Annotated in this window: 15 protein-coding genes and 1 pseudogene; 13 read left to right on the forward strand and 3 right to left on the reverse strand. The window is 62.0% G+C overall.

Going from position 1 to position 16,391, the window contains the following annotated elements:
* The first annotated feature begins 276 nt into the window (after positions 1–276).
* Together B5E42_RS00955 and B5E42_RS00960 are read left to right on the forward strand one after the other, a co-directional pair.
* On the forward strand, positions 277–504 hold the full coding sequence (locus B5E42_RS00955) for an antitoxin VbhA family protein (RefSeq protein ID WP_087236010.1): 228 nt from the start codon (positions 277–279) through the stop codon (positions 502–504).
* Positions 505–669: 165 nt separating this feature from the next.
* Positions 670–1,716 carry a Fic family protein gene (locus B5E42_RS00960; RefSeq protein ID WP_087236012.1) on the forward strand — a complete coding sequence of 349 codons (1,047 nt, stop codon included), beginning with the start codon at positions 670–672 and terminating at the stop codon, positions 1,714–1,716.
* Positions 1,717–1,822: 106 nt separating this feature from the next.
* Here the strand turns inward: B5E42_RS00960 and B5E42_RS00965 are convergent.
* Positions 1,823–2,197 (reverse strand): annotated as a pseudogene (locus tag B5E42_RS00965) (helix-turn-helix domain-containing protein); the annotation flags it as partial.
* Positions 2,198–2,579: 382 nt separating this feature from the next.
* Positions 2,580–3,134: a hypothetical protein gene (locus B5E42_RS00970; protein ID WP_087236014.1), complete on the reverse strand. Its 555-nt coding sequence runs from the start codon at positions 3,132–3,134 to the stop codon at positions 2,580–2,582.
* Positions 3,135–3,964: 830 nt separating this feature from the next.
* Between B5E42_RS00970 and B5E42_RS00975 the strand changes: the two genes are divergently transcribed.
* Genes B5E42_RS00975 through trmFO form a run of 7 tightly spaced genes read left to right on the forward strand, consistent with a single transcriptional unit; the run spans position 3,965 to position 12,438 of the window.
* Positions 3,965–5,347, forward strand: a complete 1,383-nt coding sequence (locus B5E42_RS00975) for a potassium transporter TrkG (protein WP_087236016.1) — start codon at positions 3,965–3,967, stop codon at positions 5,345–5,347.
* A 32-nt stretch (positions 5,348–5,379) separates the two neighbouring features.
* Positions 5,380–6,033: a TrkA family potassium uptake protein gene (locus tag B5E42_RS00980; protein ID WP_087236018.1), complete on the forward strand. Its 654-nt coding sequence runs from the start codon at positions 5,380–5,382 to the stop codon at positions 6,031–6,033.
* 2 nt (positions 6,034–6,035) lie between these two features.
* Positions 6,036–6,794 carry an RNA methyltransferase gene (locus tag B5E42_RS00985; RefSeq protein WP_087236020.1) on the forward strand — a complete coding sequence of 253 codons (759 nt, stop codon included), beginning with the start codon at positions 6,036–6,038 and terminating at the stop codon, positions 6,792–6,794.
* 30 nt (positions 6,795–6,824) lie between these two features.
* A complete protein-coding gene (gene dprA / locus B5E42_RS00990; RefSeq protein WP_087236022.1) occupies positions 6,825–8,054 on the forward strand; it encodes a DNA-processing protein DprA in 1,230 nt (409 codons plus the stop codon).
* A 52-nt stretch (positions 8,055–8,106) separates the two neighbouring features.
* Positions 8,107–10,470 carry a type I DNA topoisomerase gene (gene topA, locus B5E42_RS00995; protein ID WP_087236024.1) on the forward strand — a complete coding sequence of 788 codons (2,364 nt, stop codon included), beginning with the start codon at positions 8,107–8,109 and terminating at the stop codon, positions 10,468–10,470.
* Between the two features lie 27 nt (positions 10,471–10,497).
* A complete protein-coding gene (locus B5E42_RS01000) occupies positions 10,498–11,115 on the forward strand; it encodes a flavodoxin family protein (RefSeq protein ID WP_087236026.1) in 618 nt (205 codons plus the stop codon).
* Between the two features lie 21 nt (positions 11,116–11,136).
* Complete coding sequence (trmFO, locus tag B5E42_RS01005; protein ID WP_087236028.1) at positions 11,137–12,438, forward strand: methylenetetrahydrofolate--tRNA-(uracil(54)-C(5))-methyltransferase (FADH(2)-oxidizing) TrmFO; 1,302 nt, start codon at positions 11,137–11,139, stop codon at positions 12,436–12,438.
* 134 nt (positions 12,439–12,572) lie between these two features.
* Here the strand turns inward: trmFO and B5E42_RS01010 are convergent, their stop codons facing one another.
* Positions 12,573–12,827, reverse strand: coding sequence for a DUF6809 family protein (locus tag B5E42_RS01010; RefSeq protein WP_087236030.1), 255 nt, complete (start codon positions 12,825–12,827; stop codon positions 12,573–12,575).
* A gap of 75 nt (positions 12,828–12,902) precedes the next feature.
* Between B5E42_RS01010 and B5E42_RS01015 the strand changes: the two genes are divergently transcribed.
* From B5E42_RS01015 to rnc, 4 genes are all read left to right on the forward strand, one after another.
* Complete coding sequence (locus tag B5E42_RS01015) at positions 12,903–13,178, forward strand: helix-turn-helix transcriptional regulator (protein WP_087236032.1); 276 nt, start codon at positions 12,903–12,905, stop codon at positions 13,176–13,178.
* A gap of 109 nt (positions 13,179–13,287) precedes the next feature.
* Positions 13,288–14,325 (forward strand): phosphate acyltransferase PlsX, encoded by a 1,038-nt coding sequence (gene plsX / locus B5E42_RS01020; RefSeq protein ID WP_087236034.1) that lies wholly within the window; start codon positions 13,288–13,290, stop codon positions 14,323–14,325.
* Between the two features lie 89 nt (positions 14,326–14,414).
* On the forward strand, positions 14,415–14,648 hold the full coding sequence (acpP, locus tag B5E42_RS01025; protein WP_087236036.1) for an acyl carrier protein: 234 nt from the start codon (positions 14,415–14,417) through the stop codon (positions 14,646–14,648).
* Between the two features lie 69 nt (positions 14,649–14,717).
* Positions 14,718–15,392, forward strand: coding sequence for a ribonuclease III (gene rnc, locus B5E42_RS01030; protein ID WP_087236039.1), 675 nt, complete (start codon positions 14,718–14,720; stop codon positions 15,390–15,392).
* The last annotated feature ends 999 nt before the right edge of the window (positions 15,393–16,391 follow it).

The following is a 16,391-nucleotide window of genomic DNA, read 5'->3' on the forward strand; positions in this document are numbered from 1 at the left end:
CCAAAAAGTTAGAAAAACCTCGTAAAAATGGCGCTTTTTCAACACGTCAGGCCGTGACGAAACCGGATGAAGAGACCGGCGGGGTGTTCCCCACGATGAAGCCATTAGACTGACGGACAGCCCGCAAACCCGCATGAAGCCTGGGTCTGTGAGAAATCAGGTTTACTACAGTTACAACAATTTTACTACAAATGAAAATCCTTGGATGAAAAGACACGGGACCGCCGGTACGCTGGCGGTCCCGTTCTGCTATTACGATATGGAGTTGAACAAACAATGAGAGAAAATTTCCATAAAAGGCTTGTGGCCGTCAAAACCGCAGATGCGATCAACGCGATCAAGGGTGTACCGGTTTCTGCGGATGCAAAGCTCCTGTCAGAGAAGTGGGTCCGAGGGGAATTGACCGGAGAGCAGATGAAGCAGGAATTGCTGGACCTCCATCGGAAGATTGCGGCAGAGGAAAAATCGGAGCGATTATTGAGTTCAAAAGGCTGTGGGGCATGAAAAGCGTTACAGCAGCAGACCTATGGCGGAAACAGAATTGATTTCCCTTACAGACGTATAGTATCCCTTAAAATTGATATACTGATAAGGGAAAGTTTTCTCCTGGAGTTGAACTTTCCCTTATTTTATGGTAAAATTTAAGGAAATGAAGAGGGGGATAAGGGTATGCGTGCATTCAACTACTCTGCGATCCGGGAACAGAAGTGGGACTCAGAGATTTTGGGCCTGGTCGCGGCGATCTATAAAGAAGCCGGAAAGCAGGAACTGTACCTGAAACAGCGGCCAGAGGAATTGGAGAAACTGGTAGAGATCGCAAAGGTGCAGAGCACCGAGGCATCCAATGCCATTGAGGGCATCGTGACCACAAACACCCGTATCCGGCAGCTTGTAGAGGAGAAAACAGCGCCGAGAAACCGGGACGAGCAGGAGATCGCAGGTTACCGGGACGTGCTGAACCTCATCCACGAGAACTTCGACGCCATCCCCATCACCCAGAACTACATCCTGCAGTTCCACAAGATCCTCTACAGCCACATGAACAATCCCATGGCGGGCAGGACCAAAAGCGTGCAGAACTACATCAGCGCCACCTATCCCGACGGCCATGTGGAGACCTTGTTCACGCCCCTGGCCCCCTATGAAACCCCGGAGGCCCTGGACAGGATCTGCGAGGAGTACAACCGGGTCATTGGGAATATGGAAGTGGAGCCGCTGATTGTTATTCCCGTGTTCATCCACGACTTTCTTTGCATTCATCCCTTCAACGACGGAAACGGCAGAATGAGCCGCCTGCTGACCACGCTGCTGCTCTATCGCAGCGGGTTCTATGTAGGCAAATATATCTCACTGGAGGCCAAGATTGCAAAAAACAAGGATCTCTATTATGATGTCCTGGGCCAGGCGCAAATCGGATGGCATGAAGGCACCGAAGATGTGGTTCCGTTCATCAAGTATCTGCTGGGGACCATTCTTTCCGCCTACAAGGATTTTGAAGATCGTTTTGCTCTGGTGGAGACCAAGCTCCCTGCCCTGGAGACTGTGCGCCGGGCGACCATGGAGAAAATCGGCCGGTTTACGAAGCAGGACATTCGGGAATTGTGCCCTTCACTCAGTATCAGCTCCATCGAAGGGGTGCTGCGGAAATTGGTGGCATCCGGCGAACTGAAACGGGAGGGTACTGGGAAGAACATTTGCTATTACAGATTAAAATGATTCCCTCAATTATCGAGTCGTTATAAAAATCAAACAGGGGGAAACTGTATACAGAGCGGTTTCTTCCTGCACTTGCATCACCTCTTTCCAGATATGGGTTATCCTATGGGTTATCCATATCCGGGGTTTCAGTATCTGGACAAGCCGTATCCGGCTCGTCTTCACACGGCTGGCCCGTGTCCGGGGGATGGGGCGTCTTATAGATAACATACTCCCCATCCATGATCTTATCTTTACTGTCCCGTATACGGTTGCAGACTATGTACCCAGCTCGCTCCAGCGCCTTTAGAACTGAACCGATTCTGTCCGTGCCATCCTTGCAGATTTTGGATGGGCTTCTGGTGATGTAGTTCCAATCCTCCGGCAAAAACAGTATCATGGAGAGCAACCCTTTGGATTTCAGCGACAGCCCTGCGTTGCGCAGGTGGTGGTTGGACATCACCGTGTAGTCGCGGGTTTTCTCGATCCGAAATACCGCCATTTTATCACCTCCTTTCGGTGGTCTGAAAAAGTGCTTGTTTTTGGGGAAAAGTAGCCCTCTATGCCGCCCGGATACCCCGGAGGGAGAAAACTATGGGCGGCGACCTTTTGGCTGACTATAGAAGAAAAAACATTGGATTTTGGAATCATTTCGGGATGATTTTTCTCTTAAAAAAGCACCATAGAATTTTCCTATGGCATAAAAATCCAACGCAAAGCTAAAATCTTAGACGGGAGAACTAAAAAACAACTTGTTATGGAAAAATATATAATGTATACGCCCAAAAGGTCAATGAGAAAAAACAAGCCTGTGGAGCAGCGAATTGTCACTCCACAGGTGCTGCTAAATATATTTTGGGGACGCGAATCAAATTAGCTCTAAGTTAACGGTTGTCTGCGCGATTCCCGGCAGGCTTTGTGCCCGGGAAGAACTGTTCCAGCACATCCAGACTGTCCTTGGAGGTGTAGCCCCACAGCACTGAACTGAGGGCGTCAATGGCCTCCCGCCGCTTGCGGTAGTAGGTGCGGAAGGAGATGTCCCGGATGTGCGGACGCAGGTTCTCGATAATTTCCTCCACATTCTTCAACTGCTGAGGGGAGAGGAAGGAGTAGTACAGCAGCCAGTAATATGCCTCGCCGTTCTTATGCCGGATACGGAGCAATTCGACTGCCGAATCCAGGAGCTTCAGCATCTTGTGGCTGCGCTCCATGCACTTGGCATGGTGCTCAATGTTGCCCCCGTTCAGGTCTGCGCCAGCTAGGTAGACGGAATCCAGAAATTCCTCGATGGAAGTGCCGTATTCGATCTCGAACTTGGCCCGAACATGCTGGACGGAAATCTCCAAGCTCCAAACCACATCGCGGTATTTTTTCAGCAGTTTCCAGGTATTATGGTACAGAGGATTCTCTGCGACATCTTTTTCAACAAATTTTTTCATAGTAAGACCTCCTTGTTCAATTCTCCATCGAGGGAGGGAGTGTAGGTTCAAAAGTGGCGACCTGCTAGTTTCCGTACAGAAGATCAAGCCCAAAGCGCAGCAAGTACTGTTCATGCGCGCGGTGTAGTAAACCTTCCCGGCAGCAGCCCGAATAGGGATCTAACTTGTAATGCGTGACAATCAAAAGTGCCGCAAAAAAGGCCGGAGCCCCCGCTTACGCGAATGCTCCGGTCCTCCATCAGAAAGCGGATAAACTGCTGGTAGATCCGGCAGCGTGGGTAGTCCACAATCTGTTTAATTTGTAATTGATAGGTTGGCATGGCTTTCTCCTTTTTATATATAAGGTATGAAATTGAGTGCGCCAACGAAAAAACCGTTGACTTGAACATCTTTGAGGCTTATGCTATACTTGTTTCTGTATGAATCTGCAAGGCAATCCTGTGCGGGACTCATACAGGCTTTCCTGCAAATGGGGCAATTTTACAATGGCGTCTTTTCAAACAATGCAACCATTCGCTGTGCCAATTTGAAGTCGATATTGAGCCGATTTTGTGCCAATACAACTTTCTACAATTTTTCTACAACTTTTGCCCCGAACCAGACGGCACAGGAGGACATCCTATGGAACCCAAAAAGTTAGAAAACCCTCGTAAAAATGGTGCTTTTTCAACACATCAGGCCGTGATGAAACCGGATGAAGAGACCGGCGGGGTGTTCCCGACCATGAAACCCCTGGACTAAATCCGCAGCAGCATGCCGAAGGAGACCCCCTTCTTCGGCATGCTTTTCTGCGTCAATTTGTTTTTACCTTCACATAGGAGGATCTCACCGTGCTGAAACGATGCGCCCTCTGGCTGCGGAACGGGTTTGTCCGGGGCCGGAGCCTCAACGCCACCCGGATTGTGGCGGCCTCCTTCGCCATCATCATTCTGGTGGGCGCCCTGCTGCTCACCCTGCCCGTCGCCTCCCGGGACGGGCAGAGCGCCGGCTTTTTTACCGGATTGTTCACCGCCACCTCCTCCAGCTGCGTCACCGGGCTGATCCTGGTGGACACCTGGACGCAGTGGACGCTGTTTGGGCAGGTGGTGATCCTGGCAATGATCCAGCTGGGGGGGCTGGGCTTCATGACGGTGGTGAGCCTCATCTCCTTTGCCCTTCACCGGCGCATCGGCCTGTCCGAGCGGCTTATCATGGTGTCCACCCTCAACCTGGACAGCATGGACGGGGTGGTGCGGGTGGTGCGCCACGCCCTGATGGGCACCTTCCTGCTGGAGGGGGCGGGGGCGGTGCTCATGTCGCTCCGGCTGGTGCCCGACTTCGGCCTGGCCGGCGGGCTGTGGCGGGCGGTGTTCCACTCGGTCTCCGCCTTCTGCAACGCGGGCTTTGACCTGCTGGGGGGGCGCTTCGGGGCCTTCTCCAGCCTGGCGGGCTATCAGGACAGCCCCATCATGCTGGGCACCACCGCCGCGCTGATCGCCATCGGCGGCCTGGGCTTCTTTGTCTGGGAGGATATCCTGCGGGCCCGCTGCTGGGGCAGGCTGTCGGTGTACAGTAAGATGGTGCTGCTCATTACCGGCCTCCTGATTGTGGGCGGCGCGGCCTTTTTCTTCCTGGAGGAGTACCACAACCCGGCCACCCTGGGGGACATGCCCGTGTGGGAAAAGGCCCTCAACGCCCTGTTCCAGTCGGTGACCCTCCGCACCGCCGGCTTTGACGCCATCGGCCAGGGGGGCCTGAGCGAGAGCAGCAAGGCCATGTCCACCATCCTGATGCTCATCGGCGGCTCCTCCGGCTCCACCGCCGGCGGTATCAAGACCGCCACGGTGGCGGTGCTGCTGCTGGCCCTGCGGGCCAACCTGCGGGGCCGGGAGCAGGTCACCTTCCGGGGCCGGGCCATCCCCTTCGGCCAGGTGCTCAACGCCATGACCCTGACCCTGGTGGTTCTCTTTGTGTTTCTGATCGCCTCCATGGTGATCTCCACGGTGGAGGGCCTGCCCTACCTGAACTGCGCCTATGAGGTGGCCTCCGCCATGGGCACCGTGGGCCTCACCACCGGCATCACGCCGGAGCTGACCCGCATCTCCCAGAGCATCCTGATTGTTTTAATGTACCTGGGCCGGGTGGGCATCCTGTCCTTCTCCATCGCGCTTATGACCGGCAAGCGGAGGCCGGCCAAGCTCCACTACCCGGAGATCAATGTCATGATCGGCTGACCGGCCGACACACAGGAAAGGAACGTGCAAGCATGAAAACCTTCGTTGTCATCGGCCTGGGCCGGTTCGGCAGTGCCGTGGCCCTGGAGCTCAGCGAGCTGGGCCACGAGGTGCTGGCCCTGGACGAACGGGAGTCCTATGTCCAGGAGATCGCCAATAAGGTCACCCATGCGGTGGCCGGCGACGCCCGGGATCCCGCCGTCCTGCGGGCCCTGGGCGTGCGCAACTACGACTGCGCCGTGGTGGCGGTGGGCGAGGACGTGGGCACCTCCGCCCTCATCACCCTGAACCTGAAGGAGCTGGGGGTCAAGCGGGTGATCTGCAAAGCCCAGAGCGACATCCACCGGAAGATCCTGGAGAAGATCGGCGCCGACCGGGTGGTGTTCCCCGAGTACGACATGGGCGTCAAGCTGGCCCAGGGCCTGTCCAGCTCCAACGTGCTCAACTTCATCGAGCTCAGCGACGACTACGGCATTGTGGAGACCAAAATCCCCAAGTCCTGGAGCGGCAAGACCATCCAGGAGCTGGACGTGCGGGCCAGGCATAAGGTGACCATCATCGCCGTGCGCCGGGGGGAGGAGGAGGCCCTCACCGTGGCCCCCGGCGCCTCCTTCCGGCTGGAAAGCGGCGACGCGGTGGTGATCCTGGGCCGCACCGAGGACATCAACCGTCTCCAGGAGCTGTGAGCATGGAGCGCATTACCAGCCGCCGCAACCCGCTGATCACCCGCCTGCGGCGGCTGGGCACGGATAAGAAAGCCCGGCGGGCGGAGGGGCTGTTCCTCTGCGAGGGGGACAAGCTGGTGGGGGAGGCCCTGCGCTGGGGCGCTCAGGTGGAGCTGCTGGCGGCGGCCGAGGGAACCCCCGCCCCCGCCGGCCTGCCGGCGCACACCCGGGTGGTGGAGCTGCCGGCGGAGCTGCTGGCCTATGTGTCCACCGTGGACACCCCCCAGAACATGCTGGCCCTGTGCCGCACCCCGGCCCTGACGCCGCCGGAGGCGCTGTCCCCCGGCCGGTACCTGGTGCTGGACGGGGTGCAGGATCCCGGCAACGTGGGCACCATCTGGCGCACCGCCGACGCCTTCGGGGCGGAGGGGCTGTTCCTCCTGCCCGGCTGTGCCGAGCCGTTCTCCCCCAAGACGGTGCGTGCCACCATGGGGGCCTGCTTCCGCCTGCCGGTGTGGGAGGCGGAGCTGGACGGGCTGCGGGCCCTGCTGGCCCGGGCGGGCATGCCCCTCTACGCCACCGCCCTGCGGTCTGACACGTCGGACGTGCGGGAGATCCCTCTGGACAGGGCCGCCGTGGTGATCGGCAGCGAGGGCCGGGGGGTGTCCCAGGCGGTGCTGGACACCTGTGAAAAGACGCTGAAAATCCCCATGCGGGAGCGGTGCGAGTCCCTCAACGCCGCGGCGGCCGCCGCCGTGGTGCTGTGGGAGGGCTTGCGCTGATCTCCTCCGTGGGAAAAGGGAGGCAGAACCATGGCGACCTTACCCTATCTCCTGTGGCTCACCGGCCGGGAGGGGCTCCGCCCCGAGACGGCCGCGGCCCTGCTGCGCCGGTTCGGCACGGCGGAGGCGGTGTACTTTGCCGACGAGAAGGAGTTTGAGCTGCTCCAACTGCCGGGCAGGCTGTGCCGCTCCCTGGCGGACAAGTCCCTGGCCGGGGCGGAGCACATCCTGGCCGACTGCGACCGGCTGGGCATCTTCCTGGTGACCTGCCAGGACGCGGCCTATCCCGAGCGGCTGCGCCAGCTCCACGACTATCCCCTGGTGCTCTATGGAAAGGGAAAGCTGCCCCGGTTTGACGAGGAGCTGGCCATCGCCATGGTGGGCTCCCGGGACTGCACCCCCTACGGGGTGAACATGGCGGGGAGGCTGAGCCTGGAGCTGGCCCGCTCCGGCGCCCTGGTGATCTCCGGCCTGGCCCAGGGGGTGGACGCCGCGTCCCTGAAGGGCGCCCTCCAGGGCGGCGGCACGGTGGTGTCGGTGCTGGCCGGCGGCGTGGATGTGCCCTATCCGCCCCAGAACCGGGGGCTGTACGAGGACGTGATGGCCGCCGGCTGCGTCCTGTCGGAAAATCCGCCGGGCACCGCCTCGGAGGGGTGGCGCTTCCCCATCCGCAACCGGATTCTCAGCGGGCTGTCGGTGGGCGTGGTGGCGGTAGAGGCCGCCGAGCACAGCGGCACCCTGATCACCGCCCGGCGGGCCCTGGATCAGAACCGGGAGGTGTTCGCCGTCCCCGGGCCGGCGGACGCGCCCATGAGCGCGGGCACCAACGGCCTGATCGCCCGGGGCGAGGCCAAGCTGACCCGCTCCGCCCAGGACATTCTGGTGGAATTTTCCGGACGCTTTCCCCATAAGCTGCGGCAGGCGCCCCATCTGACGCCGGGGGAGCAGCGGGAGCGCCTGGCGGCCGCCAGGCCCGCAGGGCCCGCCCGTCCGGCCCCCGGGCCCAAGCCGGAGGAGGAGAGGGAGGACGCCCTGCCCCTGCGCCCCCGGTCGGAGCTGGAGCAGATGGGGGATGAGCAGCGTCAGATCTTTTTCCTGCTCAGCGATAAGGCCCTGGTGCCCGATGAGATCGTGGGCCGCACGGAGATCCCCGCCCGGCGGGTGAACACAGCCCTCACCCTGCTCCAGGCGGGGGGATACCTCACCGAGCTGCCCGGCCGGCGGTTCACCGCCGCCGTCCGGTTCCCCGAGACCCAATAGCGTCTGTTCCGCGCCCGCTGGCGCGTTATCATCACGTAAGGAGTATCGTACTGTGGCAAAATCGAATCTGGTGATCGTCGAGTCCCCGGCGAAGGCCAAGACAATCGGAAAATATCTGGGCCCCGGCTACGAGGTGAAGGCCTCCATGGGCCACGTCCGCGACCTGCCTAAGAGCAAGCTGGGCGTGGACGTGGATCACGGGTTTGCCCTGGACTACCAGCCCATCAAGGGAAAGGAGGAGGTCATTGACGACCTGAAAAAGGCCGCCAAGAAGAGTGACAAGGTCTTCCTCGCCACCGACCCGGATCGGGAGGGGGAGGCCATCTCCTGGCATTTGAAGGAAATGCTGAACATTCCCGACGACAAGACCTACCGGGTGACCTTCAACGAGATCACCAAGAAGGTGGTCAACGACTCCATCGCCCACCCCCGTGCCATCGACATGGATCTGGTCAACGCCCAGCAGGCCCGGCGTGTGCTGGACCGCATCGTGGGCTATCAGATCTCCCCCCTGCTGTGGAAGAAGATCCGCCGGGGCCTGTCCGCCGGGCGGGTGCAGTCGGTGGCAACCCGGCTGGTGTGTGAACGGGAGGCGGAGATCAAGGCCTTCGTCCCCCAGGAGTACTGGTCTCTGGACGCGGATCTGGCCCGCATCGCCCCCAACCTGGGGCAGTTCAAGGCCAGCTTCTACGGAAAAGAGAAGAAGGTGGAGCTGAACAGCGAGGCGGAGGTCAACGCCGTCATGGAGGCGGTACAGGCCGCCCCCTTCACCGTCACCGGCGTGAAGCGCCAGGACAAGCAGCGCAACCCGGCGCCCCCCTTCATCACCTCCACCCTCCAGCAGGAGGCCAGCCGCAAGCTGAACATGACCCCCCGGCGCACCATGTCCATCGCCCAGCAGCTCTATGAGGGCGTGGACATCGAGGGGGAGGGCACCGTGGGTCTCATCACCTATATGCGTACCGACTCCCTCCGCCTGTCCGACGAGGCCACCGCCGCCGCCCGGGACTTCATCCTGTCCCGGTACGGCGAGGACTACTACCCCGGCAAGCCCAGGGTGTACAAGACCAAGTCCGGCGCCCAGGACGCCCACGAGGCCATCCGGCCCTCCAACGTGAACCTGACGCCGGAGGACGTGAAGAAGTCCCTCACCGCCGAGCAGTACAAGCTCTACAAGCTGATCTGGAGCCGGTTCCTGGCCTGCCAGATGGCCTCCGCCGTGTACGACAGCGTGTCCATCGACGCCCAGTCCGCCGGCTACACCTTCCGGGCCACCCACTCCGCCCTCAAGTTCTCCGGCTACACCGCCGTGTACGTGGAGGGCAGGGACGAGGAGGAGGAGGCCTTCCAGTCCCCCCTGCCCGATCTGAAGGAGGGGGAGGGCCTGGAGCTGAAGGGGCTCACCCCGGGGCAGCACTTCACCCAGCCCCCCAGCCGGTACACCGAGGCCACTCTGATCAAGGCCCTGGAGGAGAAGGGCATCGGCCGCCCCTCCACCTACGCCCCCACCATCTCCACCATTCTGGATCGGGAGTACGTGGTGAAGGAGGGCCGCAACCTCCGCCCCACCCCCCTGGGGGAGGTGGTCACCGGACTGATGAAGGACAAGTTCACCGACATCGTGGACACCGCTTTCACCGCCAATATGGAGGAGCAGCTGGACGAGGTGGAGACCGGCAAGGTGGACTGGAAGAGCCTGCTGGGCCAGTTCTACGGCGGCTTTGAGAAGGAGCTGCAGCAGGCCGAGCAGGATCTGGACGGGGAGCGCATCAAGGTGCCCGACGAGGTGTCCGACGTGATCTGCCCCAAGTGCGGCCGCAACCTGGTGTACAAGTCGGGCCGGTTCGGCCGGTTCCTGGCCTGCCCCGGCTGGCCGGAGTGCGACCACACCCAGCCCATCGTCATCGAGATGCCGGGCAAGTGCCCCAAGTGCGGCGGCAAGATCCTGAAAAAGACCTCCAAGCGGGGGTACGCCTACTACGGCTGTGAGAACAACTCCAACAAGGACGAGTCCAAGCGGTGCGACTTCATGACCTGGGACGTGCCGGTGAAGGAGACCTGCCCCGAGTGCGGCCACACCCTGTTCAAGAAGTCGGGCCGGGGCTTCAAGAAGCCCTTCTGCATCAACCCGGAGTGCCCCAATTTCCTGCCGGAGGATCAGCGGGGCTACCGGAAAAAGACTGCCACCGCCGCGGCGGAGAGCCCGGCAGAGGGGGAGCCGCCGGTGGAGGAGAAGAAGCCCGCCAAAAAGACGGCGGCCAAGAAGACCACGGCGAAAAAGACCCCCGCCAAGAAGGCGGCGACCAAAACCGCCGCCAGAAAGGCCCCGGCCAAAAAGGAGGCCGCCGCGAAGAAAACCACCGCAAAAAAGACCGCCGCCCAAAAAGCTCCGGCCGGGGAGACCCCGGCGGAGTAAGCCCGGCGGCGGAGAAAGGGAGAGACCATGAAAATCCTGATGCTCAACGGAAGCCCCAGGCCCCACGGCAACACCGCCGCCGCCCTGGAGGAGATGGAGAAGGTGTTTGCCGCCGAGGGTCTGGAGACCGAGCTGATCCACGTGGGGAACCGGGACATCCGGGGCTGTATCGCCTGCGGCCGGTGCGCGGAGATGGGCAGGTGCGTGTTCGACGATATCGTCAATGAGCTCTCCCCCAAGTTTGAGGCCTGCGACGGCCTGGTGGTGGGCAGCCCGGTGTACTACGCCTCGGCCAACGCCACCCTGGTGGCCCTGCTGACCCGGCTGTTCTACTCCACCCCCTTTGACAAGTCCATGAAGGTGGGGGCCGCCGTGGTGGCCGCCCGTCGGGGCGGCCTGTCGGCAACCTTTGACGAGTTGAACAAGTTCTTCACCATCAGCGGCATGCCGGTGGCCTCCAGCCAGTACTGGAACAGCATCCACGGACGGGTGGCCGGCGAGGCCCGCCAGGATGCGGAGGGCCTGCAGACCATGCGCACCCTGGCCCGCAACATGTCCTTCCTGGTGAAGAGCATCGCCCTGGGCAGAGAGCGGTACGGCCTGCCGGAGAAGGAGGAATTCCAGCGGACTGACTTCATCCGCTGAACCCCATCAGAGGAGGAACCCATGGAATCGGTTATCGTAATCGGCGCGGGCCTGGCGGGCTCGGAGGCCGCGTGGCAGCTGGCAGAGCGGGGCATCCCCGTGGAGCTGCGGGAGATGAAGCCCGCCAAGATGACCCCCGCCCACCACAGCCCCTGGTTCGGAGAGCTGGTGTGCTCCAACTCCCTGCGCTCCGACCAGCTGGAGAACGCGGTGGGCCTTTTGAAGGAGGAGCTGCGCCGCATGGGCTCCCTGATCCTGTCCTGCGCGGACGCTCACCGGGTGGAGGCGGGGGGCGCCCTGGCGGTAGACCGCCACGGCTTCGCCCGGGCCGTCACGGAGAAGGTGCGCAGCCACCCCCTGATCACGGTAGCGGAGGGGGAGGTCACCGCCCTGCCGGAGTCGGGGAACGTGATCGTGGCCTCCGGCCCCCTCACCTCCGACGCCCTGGCCGAGGCGATCAAGGACTTCTTTCCCGAGAGCCATTACCTGAACTTCTTCGACGCCGCCGCACCCCTGGTCACCTTTGAGAGCGTGGACATGGAGTCCGCCTTTTTCGCCTCCCGCTACGACAAGGGCACCCCGGACTACATCAACTGCCCCATGACCGAGGAGGAGTACGACGCCTTCTGGACGGAGCTGTGCGCCGCCCAGGAGGCGGAGGTTCACGGCTTCGAGGACAAGAGCGTCTTTGAGGGCTGCATGCCTGTGGAGGTCATGGCCCGCCGGGGGAAGCAGACCCTGTGCTACGGGCCGCTGAAGCCCCGAGGCCTGCGGGATCCCAGGACGGGGAAGGAGCCCTTCGCGGTGGTGCAGCTGCGCCGGGACAACGCCGACGGCACGATCTACAACCTGGTGGGCTTCCAGACCCACCTGAAGTGGCCGGAGCAGAAGCGGGTGTTCTCCATGATCCCCGCCCTGAAAAACGCCGAGTTCGTCCGCTACGGGGTCATGCACCGCAATACCTATCTGGACTCCCCCCGGCTGCTGGATCGCTACTACCGGGTGAAGAAGGAGCCGCGCATCTGCTTCGCCGGGCAGATCACCGGCGTGGAGGGGTACGTGGAGTCCACCGCCTCCGGCTACCTGGCGGCGGTGGAGCTGGCCCGGCGGCTGGAGGGGAAGCCCCCCGTGGACTTCCCCCAGGAGACCGCCACCGGGGCCCTGGCCCTGTATATCAGCAACGGGAGCGTGAGCGACTTCCAGCCCATGAACATCAACTTCGGCCTGATCCCGCCCCTGGGCTACAGGGTCAAGGGCAAAAGAAATAAAAACGCGGAATTGAGCAGGCGAGCCCTGGAGGTTCTGGATACCCTGGACATGTAGGGCGCGGCCTCCTGGACGCGCCGCAAAACCGGCGGGAAGCGATCCCGGCGCGTCAGAGATGCCGCGCCCTGCGACGGAGGGGCGCACCTGTGTGTGCGCCCGGCGGGGGCAAGCCCCCGCCCTACGGCCCGCCGTCACCGGGGCAGGTCAAACACCAGGCGCAGGGCCAGCCGGAACCCGTGGCGGAAGCAGGCCAGACGATCCAGATCGGTCTCCTCGCCCTGCAGCTCGCCCAGCTGATCCAGGAAATTCAGCCCCAGCTCGCGCTGGATCCGCTCGTGGCAGGCGCAGATGCGCTCCAGCCGCTCCTGATGGCCGGGGAGCTCCCGGAAATCCAGGTGGTGGGCTTCGATCTCATAGTCCAGAAGTTCAGCCAGGAAGTCGTTCAATTCGATCACCTTCGATCAGCGAAATGCTGAAAACAGAATATCAGCATTTCGCTGAATTGTCAAGGGGGAAGTCCTATGTTTTCCAGAGAAATATTTGGAAGCCGCCTGCGCCAGATCCGACAGAAGCACGGGGACTCCCAGGCGGAGGCGGCGGCTGTGGTGGGCGGAACGGCCACGCTGATCAGCGACATGGAAAAGGGCCGCCGCACGACAACACTTGACAAACTGGTGCAGCTAGCGCAACATTACAATATATCCGCCGACTATCTGCTGGGCCTGACGGATGAGCCGCGGCCCCTGCGGGGGGAGGCGGCCGGCATGTATGCCGGCCCTACGGACAATGAAAGGTAGGGCCGCCATATATGGCGGCCGTGCAAACGTACCATGGGCCGCCGCGGGGAAATGGCGGCCGTCCGGCCGGTAAAGACCACGCAAGAGAACACAGAAAAGAGGGAACGGAATGAAGATCATCGTAGACGCCATGGGCGGGGACAACGCGCCGGTATCCAACGTGCGGGGTGCCCTGGCCGCCGTGCGGGAGCTGGGGGTGGAGGTCATCCTGGTGGGCCGCGGGGAGGACATCCTCAAGGTGCTCAAGGACGACGGCATCGACGATCTGCCTCCCGGGCTGGAGATTGTCCACGCCTCCGAGGTGGTGGAGATGTGCGACAACCCGGCCACCGCCTTCCGGGAGAAGAAGGACTCCTCCCTCACCGTGGGCCTGAACCTGCTGAAAAACGGGGACGGGGACGCCTTCGTGTCCGCCGGCAGCACGGGGGCCCTGCTCTCGGCGGCCACCCTGATGGTCAAGCGCATCCGGGGCATCCGCCGGGCGGCCCTGGCGCCGGTGGTGCCCACCGGCGGCGGCGGGGCGGTGCTCATCGACTGCGGCGCCACCGCCGAGGGCACGCCGGAATACCTGCTCCAGTTCGCCTTCATGGGCTCCTACTACGCCGAGCGGGTGCTCAAGCGGCCGGAGCCCAAGGTGGGCCTGCTCAACATCGGGGCGGAGCCCTCAAAGGGCACCGACCTCCAGCGGGAGACCCACGCCCTGCTCACCGAGGCGGACAAGGCCGGGCGCATCCACTTTGTGGGCAACGTGGAGGCCAGGGAGGCGGTGTACGGCCAGGTGGACGTGATCGTCTCCGACGGATACTCCGGCAACATCTTCCTCAAGACCATGGAGGGCACCGGCGGCTATATGGCGAAACAGCTCAAGGCCATGTTCACCAAGAACATTTTCACCAAGCTGGCGGCTGTGCTGGTGGCTGACGGCATCCGGAGCCTCAAGAAGTCCATGGACGCCGGGGAGGTGGGGGGCACCGCCCTGCTGGGCATCTCCAGGCCGGTGATCAAGGCCCACGGCTCCTCCGACGACTTCGCCATCAAGAACGCCATCCGCCAGGCACAGACCTTCGCCGCCTCCGGCATCATCGACGATATCACCGAAAATATCGACCACATGAAGCTGCCGTCGGACAAGGTGGAAAAAATTTGAGCCAACCTATTGACAGGCGGGCCATTCTTGCCTATTATCATAGTGCAATGAAGCCGTCGGGACGACGGAAGCGACAGGAGTAGATGAACATGATTTTCGAAAAGCTTGCCGCCTTGCTGGCTGAACAGTTCAGCGTGGATGTGGACAGCATCACCATGGACACCACCTTTGAGGATCTGAACGCCGATTCCCTGGACATCGTGGAGCTGACCATGGCCCTGGAGGAGGAGTTCGGCCTGGAGGAGATGGAGGATGAGGATCTGTCCGGCATCGCCACCGTGGCCGACCTGGTTCGCTACTTAAAGTCCAAGCTGGACGACTGAACCGAAGAAACTGAGAGAAAGGGAGCCCCGCCGGCGGCGGGGCTCCCGCTTTGAAAGGAAGGAACGGCCATGGAGGCCTTGGAAGAGAAGCTGGGTTATCGGTTTGCCAACCGGGCCCTGCTGGAAAACGCCCTCACCCACAGCTCCTATGCCAATGAGAACAGGGCCAAAGGGGTGCAGAGCAACGAGCGGCTGGAGTTTCTGGGGGATTCGGTGCTGGGCATGGTGGTGGCCGACTACCTGTACCGCACCCACCCCGACCTGCCGGAGGGGGACCTGACCCGCACCCGGGCCGCCCTGGTGTGCGAGGAGAGCCTGGCGGAGGTGGCCCAGGTGCTGGAGCTGGGCGCCTATCTGAAGCTGGGGAAGGGCGAGGAGGCCGGCGGAGGCCGCACCCGTCCCTCCATCACCGCCGACGCGGTGGAGGCGGTGCTGGCCGCCGTGTACCTGGACGGGGGCATCGGCTCGGCCCGCAAGCTGATCCAGCGCTTCATCCTGGACAAGGAGGAGGAGAAGAGCGCCAGCCGGGACTATAAGACCGCCCTGCAGGAGCTGGTGCAGCGGGAGAGCGGCCAGGTGCTGGGCTATCAGCTCATCGGCTCCGAGGGCCCAGACCACGCCAAGATCTTCTCGGTGGAGGTGGATCTCAACGGCCAGCCCATCGGCCAGGGAAAGGGCCGCAGCAAAAAAGAGGCGGAGCAGATGGCCGCCAAGGCCGGGATGGAGAAGCTGAAGGCCAAATAAACACCGCTCCCGCTCCGCCTCTTTTGCGAGCGGGAGCGAGCCGCCGCACAGCGGCGCCAAGCATGTTCGCGGAGCGAACATCTTGATGCCGGGCGGATTCACTCCGCCCGTGCAGATGGAAGACACAGGGTTCCCAAACCGCGCGGGCGGTTTGGGAGGGCGGAGCAGATGGCCGCCAAGGCCGGGATGGAGAAGCTGAAGGCCAAATAAACACCGCTCCCGCTCCGCCTCTTTTGCGAGCGGGAGCGAGCCGCCGCACAGCGGCGCCAAGCATGTTCGCGGAGCGAACATCTTGATGCCGGGCGGATTCACTCCGCCCGTGCAGATGGAAGACACAGGGTTCCCAAACCGCGCGGGCGGTTTGGGAGGGCGGAGCAGATGGCCGCCAAGGCCGGGATGGAGAAGCTGAAGGCCAAATAAACACCGCTCCCGCTCCGCCTCTTTTGCGAGCGGGAGCGAGCCGCCGCACAGCGGCGCCAAGCATGTTCGCGGAGCGAACATCTTGATGCCGGGCGGATTCACTCCGCCCGCGCAGATGGAAGACGCAGGGTTCCCAAACCGCGCGGGCGGTTTGGGAGGGCGGAGCAGATGGCCGCCAAGGCCGGGATGGAAAAGCTGAAGGCCAAATAACCGCCGCTCCCGCTCCGCCTCTTTTGCGAGCGGGAGCGAGCCGCCAATCAGCCCAATGAGCTGTGCGGGGCGCGTCATTGACGCGCCCCGCTTTTTCGCGGAAAAGGGTTTGCAATGGCCCCTGTTTCTTGGTATAATATTTTATTCAAGAATATAACATGGCGAGGTGCGGTCTTTTGTACCTGAGAGCGTTGAAAGTACATTTGAGAACCACAAACCATTGCAATGCCTAGAAAAACCAGCGTTTTGCGGTATAAGCAAAGTAGGGAATTAAACCAATTTTACACCAGTTGAGACAGGGTCTGATATAGCATCACCACTGGAAATACAAATGCGCTTGTTGAAATTCCCGCACCATTGCGGTGAATG

This window comes from Flavonifractor sp. An10 (assembly GCF_002161215.1).
In the GTDB taxonomy this organism is placed as follows: Bacteria; Bacillota; Clostridia; order Oscillospirales; family Oscillospiraceae; genus Flavonifractor; species Flavonifractor avistercoris.